Here is a 12,719-nt window from a genome sequence, read left to right on the forward strand (position 1 = left end):
TGTTAGCCATGTTTGGGGGGACTGAGGCGCTAATGCCGCTAAAAGAACCCTTTATTGAGAAGATGAAAGCTTCATTGGTCGATATGGCCGAGAGTGAACAATTCCGCGGCCTATTGAAGCAAGAGCTTGAACAGCCAAATGTGATGGCCGATTTACAACAGAAGATTGCTAATATCGTTGAGCAACGCTTAAATGAATTAACCCCGCAAATGGTTAAGCAGATAGTTCAGGAGATGATCCAAACGCATTTAGGTTGGCTCGTGGTGTGGGGCGGTGTGTTTGGTGGTGCCATCGGACTTGTCGCCGCCTTAGTACAGGGCTAATCTGAGATTAGCCACTATCGCGAAGGGAGCAATGGCTCCCTTTTTTATTGATTAAGTTATTCATTGGGCAGGGAAGATTATGAATCGTCATCACACTATCAATTATTTAGAGATTCCAACATCTGATATTGATTGTTCTAAAGCGTTTTTCAATACCGTATTTGGTTGGCATTTTGAGGATTATGGCCCACAGTACAGTTGCTTTATCGATGCGGGAATGACGGGCGGTTTTTATCAAGCTGAGGTTTGTTTTACCCTAGAAAAGGGCTGTCCCCTGATTGTGCTATACAGTAAGACCTTGGAAGAAACTTTAGCCGCCGTGATCGCGGCTGGCGGCGCCATTAGCACTGAGATTTTTAGCTTCCCAGGTGGTCGACGTTTCCATTTTATCGAGCCTGCGGGCAATGAATATGCGGTCTGGTCAGAATAACAGTATTTATCAGCCCTGTGTACGAAATTGCTGTCTCGATCAGCAGGATATCTGCATGGGGTGTTTTAGGCATCTTGAGGAGATTTTGGCGTGGCGAAACATGACAGAGGAGCAGCGAAGCGCATGTTATCTTAAAATGGCTGAGCGCAAAGTCGTTTTTATGTCAAAACGCCCTAGTAGCTAAAATAGGCCAAAGCATCGCGGCGCAACTTAAGTCAATACCGAAGTATAAAAACAGAAGCGCCGCGTTAACTGGCTAGATAGGATCAACCACAATATGTTCGAGTTCTATCGCGGCAACAGCATGCAATGCATCCATCGCTGCGCCCACTAAGCTGATTTTACCTTGGGAGGATTCCACCAATACCGCGCGGCGGATCTCACCAAAATCACGATTATGCCGAGTCAGATTCGATAGCGCCATTTGCATTGGGAGCATCGATGGGTTAAACGCGGCGTTTTCAGCGTAGCGACCACAGTAGGTTGCGCCATCCGCGGTTTCTAATACAACCGCCGCATAGCTTTGGGTATAAGGTGCATAGCTTAAGCCCGCATGATCTAAGGCTTCAATTACCATAGGATCACTGCTATCGAGTGCAAATTCAGTTTCCTGCTTGACTAATAGCGGTGACTGAACATTTAAGTCTTTTGGTCCAAACGCATAGGGCAGATAATAGGATAGTAAATGGCTATCCTGTGATGGCAAATGGATCTTGATTTGGCCGCCTTCGACTAATTCATTCATAAACTGACGGCAATGACCGCAGGGACTGGCGTTCACTATCATATCCACAATCTGGCTTTCGCCGCTAAGCCACGCGTGACTAATAGCGCTTTGCTCAGCGTGTACTGAGTGGAAGAGGGCTTCGCCAGGCAGTTCTAAGTTGGCACCCATATAAATGTCGCCACTTTTTCCTTTGGCAATTGCACCAACATAAAACTCACTAATCGGTGGTTTGGCCAAGGCGGCGGCAATAGGTAACAAAGCCAGTAACACCTCTGATTCGGTCATATTGCTGCTTTTGACTAACTCTGCCAGTTGCTGTGCATCGATATGTCCCGCAAAACCTTGATGTAATAAGGGAATTAATGCGTCAGCCAATGGGGTTGGCAGCTGGGTTATGCTTCGGATAAATCTATCTTGCATTTCCCGACTCCTTGTTTGTTAAGTTCATGGAAGAACATTCTAGTAATTTTGTTACAGTATAAATGCGAGTTAGTTCGCGTTTATGGTTCAATTAAGCGCCTGTTAGTTAACATCTGAAAGAAGTTATCAATCATAGACGCTACATCAACAAAAAACATGGGCTATTTTGTGGTCTACAATCCACGCAAATAGTGGCACAGGGCGGCGAGTAGTTTTTGTTTATGCTCATCGCCTTCGGTATCTTGCAACAAATTTTCAAGTTTGAGCAGATAATCCTGATCGGCCAAACGCTGCTGACAGAAGGTGCGCCAGCGATGGGACTCTTGATCATCAAGTAATTCGGGATAATTGCGCGCCCGATAACGGAATAGCATTTCTGGGATGCGTCCATCATCAAATTGCAAATCAAGTGCGGCTAAATTTTGAGGTAAGGTATGGCGAATGATCTCCATCTTGGCTTTATCGGCAGGGCTGAAAAATCCACCCGAATACAACATTAAGTCAGGATCCGTGGTGGTTACTTCGCCATCATGCTCAAACAGTTGCGCCAGCTTCTCCCGTAATTCCGGGTGAGACTTTAAGAGTTTGTATTGTTCTCTGGCAAAGGCTTTATCAATGTTGAGTCTTTCTGCCTGCACATCATCTAAAATTTTGGCCGAAGTAATAAAAGGGCATTTGTTAAGATGCACCTGTTTAACTGGGATGGGTAACTCATCCTCGGCAAGCTCCGCTCTGGGCGTGTACATGCGCGTTTTTATCTGCTCGACATCCAGCTCAAACAGTGGGCTTAAATCCATCGCTAAATTCACGCAAATAATGGCATTTTTGTTACTTGGGTGGTGTGCAACGGGGGCGATAAGGGTTGTACAACCTTGCATTGCACTTATCTTCGAACTGACATGGGCAAGCGGTAGCATATTTAATACGTCAAATTGCGCGCTGACGGCTTGTTTACGGCGCAATTCAAAATAGTACTGGTATAACTTAGGTTGCTTTTCTTTTATCAGTTTTGCCATTGCGATGGTGGCGTAAACATCTGACATGGCATCGTGTGCTTTTTCATGGCTTAAACCATTAGCTTGGGTCAGATGTTCCAGTTTAAAACTGGGTGAACCGTCTTCTTTTAATGGCCAATGGATACCGTCGGGTCTAAAGGCATAACAAGCCCTCACTAAATCAATGATATCCCAACGCGTATTGCCATTTTGCCATTCGCGGGCATAGGGATCGATAAAGTTACGGTAAAAGCCATAGCGGGTGACTTCATCGTCAAATCGTAACGAGTTATAGCCAGCGACACAGGTATTAGGTTGGCTGAAGAGAGTATGGATACGCCCCATAAACTCGGTTTCAGGTAAACCTTTTAAATTGGCTAATTGTGGCGTGATCCCTGTAATTAAAATCGCTTCGGGTGAGGGCAGGTAATCCGTTGATTGTTTGCAGTAAAAAGTCTCTGGCTCACCGATAATGTTAAGATCTAAATCGGTACGGACCCCGGCAAATTGGGCGGGTCTATCTTGGGCTGGGTTGGCACCGAATGTTTCATAGTCGTGCCAAAAAATACTTGGCTGAGATGCTGTATACATAATTTCAATCAAATGACGGTTTTGTCGAATGATAGCATCTTAGCCGTTAAACTCACCCCAATATTGATCAGCAAAAACCTTGATGGATAAATTATATTGAAAAGAGAAGCGCTTAACAGGTGATCTTTACCACGATTGGCAGTTACAATTCCCATTGAACAGGGGATCAGTCTTATGCATCATCAATATCTCAATCAACCTATGATACTCGATGTCGTACAGACGTCGTCATTGATCATAACGTTACCAAGCAACATGAGTGATTTTATTGTGCTTGAAACGATGGGAGCTCCCCTACTTGAGCTGATTGTAGTTTCACAAACGCCACCACAGATTGCAGTGCGCCTTCAACCGATTTTAGGGCTAACACTAAACACAACTTCTGTTGTAGACGCAGGGCTAAGTGCTCCTGTATCAAGGTGCTTGGGTCAAGGCGTACGGCTTTATCATCGAATGGGGACTGCCCCTAAATTTGTTGCCCAAGAGCTTCGGGCAGGAATTTTAATTAAAGTTGATGTGAGAGAAAGTGTAACATTCTCTTTGCAATCGGCATCAAAGTTCGAGTTTGTAACACTTGAATCCGACGTCAGAGGCTTACATGAGCCGAGAGTACTGATGATGGCTAAGGCTATTCTTGCTAGGGAGTACGATTACGGTGCGACATCGGAATCTCTTGCGGTTTACCTCACCGAAATTGAGCAGATAAGATTGGAGTTACAAGCATTTTTACGGGGTGAACTTGGTCAATACCATACTGGCTTAGCTGAAGAGGCCGTACGATTAGATCCATTACTACAACAGAAGCGCCAATGGCTTTTTCGAACTTATACCCACATGTTTGAGCGCCCGAGCTTTAGTCGCGCCGCAAATGATAGTCAGAATATCGACAAAGCCTTAAGGAAACTTGAGTGTTTTGAGCTGCTCGCTTCTCCTGAATTACTGCAAATGGTCGAGCGATTAATGGAAGATGAGATATAAGCTTGACATCCCCCATTTTAAATAGAGTTAATCAATGCAATATATATGTCCTTTGTGCGCGTTACCCCTCACCCTAACACAACGAACTTGGGGATGCCCGCAGGCACACAAGTTTGACATGGCGAAAGAAGGTTATGTCAATTTGCTTCCCGTTCAGAAAAAAAACTCGAAAGATCCAGGTGATAATCAGCAAATGATGTTTGCTCGTCGGGAGTTCTTAAATGCGGGTTATTATCAAATCTTAAGTGATAGAGTTAATCAACTGGCACTCCAATATGCCAGTAGTGCACAGCAGATCCTTGATATAGGTTGTGGTGAGGGTTACTACAGTCATCGTTTATATAATGCCCTTGTTGCTCATCATTTTTGTTATTTACAGGGCGTTGATATCTCTAAGTCGGCAATAAAATATGCAGCCAAGCGCTATCCTAACTTAAGCTTTTGTGTAGCGAGTGCCTATGAAATGCCGATCCCATCTAATAGCATTGATTTAGCGATTCGAATTTATGCACCATCAAAAGTAGAAGAACTTCAGCGGATCATGGCACCTAGCGGCATTCTTATCACGGTATCGCCTGGGCCTTTGCATCATTTTGCGCTAAAACAACAGATTTATGACCAGCCAAGATTGCATCCTGAGTCTGAGGCCAGAGTTGATGGATTTGAATGCCTACATCAAGAGCGGCTTAGCGCGCAACTCGATCTTAATGACAGTAAAGATATCGGCAATTTTCTCGAAATGACTCCCTATGCGTGGAAGTTTACCGCAGAGCAGAAACAAGCATTTTCTCAGAGCGGATTAAGCTGTGAGTTAGATTTCCAGATTGAAGTACATCGCATTTCAGTCTAGGGGCTGATTTTAACCTATTGAAATAAATTATTTAAAATGCTTTACTGTCAACGCTTAAGCCGTAAGAACATATTGTTCTGCGAGCCGGTAGCAAAACCTTAAAAGGCTTTGTTTAAATAAATTTTTCAAAGTGTCGCAGTATGTTGACTTATCTTTAGAATGGTTTATAGTTTTACTAGCTTGAAGGTTGGGCTTATATTTATGTGTTCAATACGACCCGTTCGTCCTGTAAACATAAGTAATACCGGCATTTTCCAGCTCCACCGCCGTTAAGGCTTTAATTTTTTATTTACAGGATTTATATCATGTCTCAAGTAACTGGTGTAGTTAAGTGGTTCAACTCTGACAAAGGTTTTGGTTTCATCGAGCAAGAATCTGGTCCAGACGTATTCGTTCACTTCCGTGCAATCAACTCTGACGGTTTCAAAACTCTTGATGAAGGTCAAAAAGTGTCTTTCACTGTGACCCAAGGTCAAAAAGGTCCTCAAGCTGAAAACGTAACCGTAATCGGTTAATTTTCAGTGCTGTTAGCCTAGACGCTAATAGCAATGGATTTAAGAGCTGTGGTTTTTACCATAGCTCTTTTTATTTGTGCTGTTTTATCTTAATACTTACATCTCTCATTTCTATCATTTCTCTCACTTTTAAGACCTCGTTCAGATTAATCTGCTGTTAGCTGTTATCATTTTTCCCGTGAATTTTGTTTATTTCGCTGTTAACGATATTAATAAATACATAAACTTGGCTTGAAAACTGACTATTTACGTACGCGAACATTCAGGGCGATAACTGTCAGCCCACAGCCATATTGCAGTGCCGTGGACCGTTGCTTAAGGATGGATAGTGACTTCATTAGGAGTCGAGTTTATCATCCGCGACTTTATAATGTGGGTCATCCAACAGATTCACTTCAACAAGATCACCTGCCTTATGAAGTAAGGCTTTACAATCAGCACTTAAATGCACCAAATGTAGTCTTTTGCCTATGGACACATAACGCTCTGCAAGCGTATCAATCGCTTCTAAGGCAGAGTGATCGGCTACGCGAGAAAACTTAAAATCGATGACGACATCCTGTGGATCCTGTGAAGCATCAAATAACTCGAGGAAACTCGCGACAGAACCGAAAAACAGTGGTCCATTAAGCTCATAGACTTTCCAGCCTTGAGAGTTTTGAGTCACTTTGACGCTAATGTGTTTCGCATGCTGCCAAGCAAATACCAGCGCGGATACCACCACTCCCACAAATACAGCAAAGGCGAGATCAGTAAACACAGTTACTGTGGTTACAAGAACGATCACAAAGGCATCATGTTTGGGCACTTTGCCCATAAACTTAAAACTTGCCCATTCGAATGTGCCGAGTACAACGATAAACATCACCCCAACGAGGGCTGCTAACGGAATAATTTCGATAAAGGCTGCACCAAAGAGAATAAATGCCAGTAGGCCAATGGCCGCGGTAATCCCTGATAACCTGCCGCGGCCACCAGAATTAATATTAATCATCGATTGACCGATCATGGCACAACCACCCATAGCCCCAAAAAAGCCGCTGGTGATGTTACCTACACCTTGGCCAATACATTCTTTATTGCTGCGTCCTCGGGTATGGGTCATCTCATCGATAACCGTCAAGGTTAACAGGGATTCGATTAATCCGACTGCGGCTAAAATAAAGGAATAGGGCAGAATGATATAGAGCGTCTCAAGGTTAAAAGGTACCTGTGGGATTGCAAAGCTTGGGAGTGAGCCTGCAATTGTCGCATTCTCGTCACCACTCATAGTCTTGAGAAAATCCAATACGTTACGAGTATCAAGATCAAAGCTGACGACAATAGCCGTGACGCTAAGAATTGCGACCAACGAGGACGGTATTGCAGTGGTCAGCTTAGGCAAGAAATAAATAATTGCCATGGTTAATGCTACGAGAGCAAACATCAGCAACAACGGCTCTGGTGGTAACCAGACTAAGTTTCCAGCAGTGTCTTTTACTTTAAACTGGCCAAGTTGTGCCAAAAAAATCACAATGGCGAGGCCGTTTACAAAACCTATCATCACCGGATAGGGTACGATGCGAATAAATTTCCCCAGTTTAAAGATGCCAGCGCTGATTTGGATTAATCCTGCCAGCACGACAGCCGCAAATAAGTATTGCACGCCATGTTCAACCACTAAGGACACCATGACCACGGCCATCGCTCCTGTTGCACCAGAAATCATCCCAGGTCGACCACCAATCAGTGCGGTGACCAATCCCATAATAAAAGCCGCATAGAGGCCCACCATAGGTTCGACATTGGCAACAAAAGCAAAGGCAACGGCCTCAGGGATCAGTGCGAGTGCGACGGTTAGCCCTGAGAGTATATCGGCTTTGTAGCTAGATGTTTTGTGGCGGAAGAGATCGAACATGAAACCTCTGTTACTGGTGTGTAGACAAAATAAGCCGCGCATACTATCAAATAAACTGATTGAGCTAAACTTGAAATATGCCTTAATTAGCTGAAAATAAAAAAGCCATGCAGATGCATGGCTTTTTAGATTGTGGAAGGGTCCTATGGACGAGCCATATCCGATTCAGCACTATTGCTGTGTTTCAGCTTAGGTTCAGTGGCTTCAGCGGTGGCGGTATTTTCATACTCACGGCCTTTAGGCACTTCAACCTGCGCTCTGACTTCTACCGTTGGTTTAGTCATTTCAGATGACACCATAGCACCAAAACGGCTAGACGCTTTCGGTTTGCTGACGACAACTTCCGTTGGTTGAGCCGTAGCAGCTTGCGCCATTACAGGTTTTGCCTGAGGTTTAACAAACGCTGCAGGTTTCGCCATCGGTGCTGATGCGACTGATTTTACCGCTTCTTTCGGCTCAGTCTTTTCTGTCACTGGTGTCACTTCTTCGGCTTTTGCTTCAGGAGTTATATCAGTCACTATTTGCATAGCCTCTGTGGCTTGCACTGCTGGTTCTGTTGCTGATTGTGGCTCGGCATCAGATGCTTTAACCGTTTCAGCGGCCTTATCGTTAACTACAGGTTTAGATGTGACTTCAGCGACAACAGCATCAGACTTAATTTCCGCGGAGGATTCAGTTACTGTGGTATCTGATACCGTGCTTTCAGTCGCTATGCTTTGAGAGACTGCGGCTTCAGTTGAGGAAATCACATCAGCAGTGTGCACAATCGGCGCTGGCTGCGTTGCTGTACTCTTCACTTCAACTTCAACTGCAACTGCAACCGTTTCAGCCACGGTTTGCTCTGTTAAGTTAGCCGTTTCAACAACTGCAGTTGGTGCTGGATAGTCTTGATCTTCGCCTAACGCATCATTAGGAATGAACTGCGCAGGAGCCGTTGTGCCTTGTTCATCTTCATCGCGGCGACGGCGTTGGCCAGCAGCTCGCAGATGGCGAGGACTACGGCGGCTACGACGTTGTCCATCACGGGATTCACGTTTGGCTTTGTCATCTGCATCAACATTTGCTTCGGCGTTATCTTCATCAATGGCCGCTGGTTGAGTGTCTAACTTAGCATCCACTTGAGTGTCTGCTTGGCTTTCAACAACAGGCATATCAACAATAGCATCGGCTGGCTTAGTTTCTACGACATCAGCAGCTTCTGATACTGTGGTGTCGCCGACCTCATTCGCAACCGTAACCTCTTTACGTGGCTGGCGGCGGCGCGGCGCTTTCACTTCTGGTTGAACTTCTACCGTGACATCCGCATTGATTGCAACCAACTCAGCTAAAATCGCTTCTTCCTGAATTGACGTTTCTACAACATCTGTGGTGTTGTCGATACGAACTTTACGGCGCATATTACGGCGCTGACGACGTTCACGGACGACCTCTTGCTTTGGTGCTTCGTCTTGAACATCCGCAATCACTTCTTTAACTGCTTGATTGCGGGGTTTAGGCTCAGGCTTAGCACGTTTCGCACTTTCATCCTTTTCACGGATTGGGCGCTCTTGAGCTTGTGGTGCATCGGCGACTTTTTTGGCATTACGAGTACGTGGCTCGCGAGTACCTTCTTTCGCTTTTTCAGTATCTTGTGGATTGCGAGTACGGCGAGTGTCGTTACGACGATTGCGACGGTTGGCATTCGTGGCTTGACTGTCTTGCTTCTTAGTCTCGGTGCTCTTTTCTGCGACTGCGTTATCACTTGAGCTAAAGAAAGCACCAATTGCACTGAAGAGTTTACTGAAGAAACCCGGCTGTGCGGTTTCAACTTTGGCAACTGGTGCAGTGTCTTGTTCCACTTTTTGTGGAGCAGCAAAGCCTTTTAGGGCTGGAGCTGGCGCCGCAGTACGTTCCAGTTTACGTGGCTCGTACAATTTTGCTTCAGGCTGTTCAATTCGCTTGTAGCTGGATTCGTCGATTTCATCGTCGGTGCGGTGACGGATCACGCGATAATCTGGGGTCATCATATGCGGATCTGGGATCACATAGACTTCCACGTCATGGCGTTGTTCGGTGATACGAATCGCTTTACGTTTCTCGTTAAGCAGGAATGCAGCCACATCGACAGGCACAATGGCTTCGATTTGTGAGGTATTTTCTTTGATGGCTTCTTCTTCCATCAAACGCAGAATCGACAACGCTAAAGATTCAGTACTGCGGATAGTGCCTTGGCCATGACAGCGAGGGCAGATATGTGCAGCGGATTCTTCTAATGACGGACGCAGACGCTGGCGTGACATTTCCATCAAGCCGAAACGAGAAATACGACCTAATTGAACGCGAGCGCGGTCATGGTGTACGGCATCACGTAGGCGGTTTTCGACTTCACGTTGATGGCGCACTGGCGTCATATCAATAAAGTCAATAACCACTAAGCCACCTAAGTCACGTAGACGTAATTGACGGGCAATTTCATCGGCGGCTTCAAGGTTGGTATTTAATGCGGTTTCTTCAATATCGCCGCCCTTGGTGGCACGGGCAGAGTTGATATCGATAGAGGTTAAGGCTTCAGTTGGGTCAATGACGATTGAGCCACCCGATGGCAGACGCACTTCACGTTGGAACGCCGATTCGATTTGCGACTCGATTTGGAAGTGAGTGAATAACGGTACTTCAGCTTCGTAGAGTTTTACACGTTCAACAAAATCAGGGCGCACAAGTGCGATATGCTGTTTGGCTTCTTCGAAAATACGTGGATGGTCGATTAAAATTTCCCCGACATCACGGCGTAAATAGTCACGAATGGCGCGAACAATCACGTTGCTTTCTTGGTGAATGAGGAAAGGTGCGCCTTTGGTTTGCGCCGCTTCAGTGATCGCCGCCCAGTGGTGTTGCAGAACTTTTAAGTCCCACTTCAGCTCTGTCGACTCTTTACCCACACCAGCGGTACGGACGATAAGGCCCATACCAGCAGGGACTTCTAAATCGGCCATAGCTTCTTTTAATTCAGTGCGCTCATCCCCTTCGATACGGCGAGAAATACCGCCTGCACGTGGGTTGTTTGGCATTAACACTAAGTAAGAACCAGCAAGGCTAATAAAGGTGGTCAACGCCGCGCCTTTGTTGCCACGTTCTTCTTTGTCAATTTGAACAATAACTTCTTGTCCTTCACTGACGACTTCTTTGATGTTTGGGCGACCTTGGAATGAATAACCTTTAGGGAAATATTCTCTGGCAATTTCTTTTAATGGTAAAAAGCCGTGGCGATCAGCACCATAGTCTACGAAAGCGGCTTCTAAAGAGGGCTCTACGCGGGTGATCTTACCCTTGTAAATATTTGATTTTTTTTGCTCATGACCAGGACTTTCAATATCGAGGTCGTACAGTTGTTGCCCGTCAACGAGGGCAACACGCAACTCTTCTGATTGAGTTGCATTGATTAACATACGTTTCATGATGACGTCATTCTTCTTTAAATGGAGGTCATCAAACAATCGCGTTTCGTTGCATTACGGGCCTAGCTGTGGTGAACAAAGCCTCACGGCTGGTGAGCTAGGCAAGGTGCGCATTACTGTTAGACGCAGTCGCTGCGTGTCGCATCCTATTTATGGCTTATTTTTTAATGATTACAAAAACAAGGAATTCGTTGTAAAACATCAACCAACCCCATAAATTCTTTAATTTCGTTCCGGTAATGCCCAAGTCGAATCGGTTTGTCTGACGACAAGTTAAAATATATTTCGAAATCGGTGAGAAAAGCTTTAGATAAACCTTGATAAAGTAAGGTGAGATTCTCGATTTAATCGTAAAAAACGCATTTGTGGTATTTTTACTCAGTATACGATTTGCAAATCAATGATTTGCTATCAAGAAAATCTTTTTTGATCTATAAAACTTTTCACTTGGGACAGGGAGTTTGTGAACACTTTATTCACGGCTTATCCCTAATCGCTGGTGAAATATAGCAATAATCAAAAAATTCAGCAATGGAAAGGCACAATTCTTGTGAGTTGTTGTACAATGGCCGCCGTTATAAGTAGATGGCACATCATGAATACAGAATCTCCACAGCAACAGGTGCAGTTGATCACCATTGACGAAGACCACCTCGACCAACGAATTGATAATTTTTTAATCACAGCGCTCAAAGGTGTACCTAAGAGCATGATTTATCGTATCGTCCGTAAGGGCGAAGTACGGGTGAATAAGAAGCGCATTAAGCCAGAATATAAATTACAAATTGGTGATGTGGTACGTGTGCCACCCGTGAGAATGGCTGAGTCTGATAATCGGACCGCGCCTTCGGCTAACTTGAGCAAAGTGTCGCAACTCGAAGATCGTATTTTGCATGAAGATAATCATCTTATTGTGCTCAATAAACCTGCGGGTATTGCGGTTCATGGCGGCAGTGGTGTTGATTATGGTGTGATTGAAGCGCTGCGCTCCTTACGTCCGCAACAGAAGTTTTTAGAGTTGGTTCATCGCCTTGATAAAGATACCTCTGGCGTACTGTTAGTCGCTAAAAAACGCAGTGCGCTTAAACATATGCACGATCAACTGCGTTATAAAAAAATGCAGAAGGATTACTTAGCTTTAGTTAAGGGGGAGTGGTCGGCGCAGGATAAAGTGGTCAAACAACCTTTATTAAAGCTGACACTTAAATCCGGTGAGCGCATTGTGCGGGTCAATGCAGAAGGCAAACCATCAGAAACGCGTTTTAAAATTGTGCAGCGTTATCAAGGTTGTACATTGGTGCAGGCGAGTCCGGTCACGGGACGTACTCATCAAATTCGCGTGCATTGTCAATATACCGGGCATCCCATTGCCTGTGATGATAAGTACAGTGAGCAAGCTTTCGATGACAGTATGCGCTCGCTTGGCTTGAGTAGATTGTTTTTACACGCTGCAGAATTAATGTTTATCCATCCTGAAAACGATGAAGTGATGCGGGTTTCTGCACCACTGGATGATAATCTGCAGCAACTGTTGAATAAGTTAAAGCGGGTTTAATTCC

10 protein-coding genes and 1 pseudogene are annotated in these 12,719 nt (G+C 45.0%); 7 read left to right on the top strand and 4 right to left on the bottom strand.

The genetic code is table 11. The features are described from left to right. From L976_RS10885 to L976_RS22350, 3 genes and pseudogenes are all read left to right on the top strand, one after another. Positions 1-323: pseudogene (locus L976_RS10885) on the top strand (DUF445 family protein); the annotation flags it as partial. Between the two features lie 79 nt (positions 324-402). Next, positions 403-753, top strand: coding sequence for a VOC family protein (locus L976_RS10890; protein ID WP_037427263.1), 351 nt, complete (start codon positions 403-405; stop codon positions 751-753). Further along, on the top strand, positions 728-937 hold the full coding sequence (locus tag L976_RS22350; RefSeq protein ID WP_037427261.1) for a DUF1289 domain-containing protein: 210 nt from the start codon (positions 728-730) through the stop codon (positions 935-937). Before L976_RS10890 ends, L976_RS22350 begins: the two co-directional genes overlap by 26 nt. Positions 938-1,009: 72 nt before the next feature. Here L976_RS22350 and cdd read toward each other — a convergent pair whose 3' ends face one another. Together cdd and sbcB are read right to left on the bottom strand one after the other, a co-directional pair. After that, on the bottom strand, positions 1,010-1,900 hold the full coding sequence (gene cdd, locus L976_RS10895) for a cytidine deaminase (protein ID WP_037419666.1): 891 nt from the start codon (positions 1,898-1,900) through the stop codon (positions 1,010-1,012). A 173-nt stretch (positions 1,901-2,073) separates the two neighbouring features. Then, a complete protein-coding gene (sbcB, locus tag L976_RS10900) occupies positions 2,074-3,486 on the bottom strand; it encodes an exodeoxyribonuclease I (RefSeq protein ID WP_047536689.1) in 1,413 nt (470 codons plus the stop codon). Positions 3,487-3,660: 174 nt separating this feature from the next. On the opposite strand from sbcB, the gene L976_RS10905 reads away from it, so the two are divergent. From L976_RS10905 to L976_RS10915, 3 genes are all read left to right on the top strand, one after another. Continuing rightward, a complete protein-coding gene (locus L976_RS10905) occupies positions 3,661-4,464 on the top strand; it encodes a hypothetical protein (protein WP_037419670.1) in 804 nt (267 codons plus the stop codon). Positions 4,465-4,498: 34 nt separating this feature from the next. Then, on the top strand, positions 4,499-5,314 hold the full coding sequence (gene rlmA, locus L976_RS10910) for a 23S rRNA (guanine(745)-N(1))-methyltransferase (RefSeq protein WP_047536693.1): 816 nt from the start codon (positions 4,499-4,501) through the stop codon (positions 5,312-5,314). A gap of 305 nt (positions 5,315-5,619) precedes the next feature. Continuing rightward, positions 5,620-5,829: a cold-shock protein gene (locus tag L976_RS10915; protein WP_011072720.1), complete on the top strand. Its 210-nt coding sequence runs from the start codon at positions 5,620-5,622 to the stop codon at positions 5,827-5,829. A gap of 337 nt (positions 5,830-6,166) precedes the next feature. Here L976_RS10915 and L976_RS10920 read toward each other — a convergent pair whose 3' ends face one another. Both L976_RS10920 and rne read right to left on the bottom strand, forming a co-directional pair. Beyond that, positions 6,167-7,726: a SulP family inorganic anion transporter gene (locus L976_RS10920; RefSeq protein ID WP_037427309.1), complete on the bottom strand. Its 1,560-nt coding sequence runs from the start codon at positions 7,724-7,726 to the stop codon at positions 6,167-6,169. A 143-nt stretch (positions 7,727-7,869) separates the two neighbouring features. Then, the gene (gene rne, locus L976_RS10925) at positions 7,870-11,160 is read right to left on the bottom strand and encodes a ribonuclease E (RefSeq protein WP_052183995.1); all 3,291 of its coding nucleotides are present in this window, start codon (positions 11,158-11,160) and stop codon (positions 7,870-7,872) included. 595 nt (positions 11,161-11,755) lie between these two features. Here rne and rluC point away from each other — a divergent pair. Then, entirely contained in the window at positions 11,756-12,715 is a 960-nt protein-coding gene (gene rluC, locus L976_RS10930) for a 23S rRNA pseudouridine(955/2504/2580) synthase RluC (RefSeq protein ID WP_047536701.1), read from the top strand. Positions 12,716-12,719 lie beyond the last annotated feature (4 nt).

The organism is Shewanella sp. ZOR0012, from assembly GCF_000798835.1.
In the GTDB taxonomy this organism is placed as follows: domain Bacteria; phylum Pseudomonadota; class Gammaproteobacteria; order Enterobacterales; family Shewanellaceae; genus Shewanella; species Shewanella xiamenensis.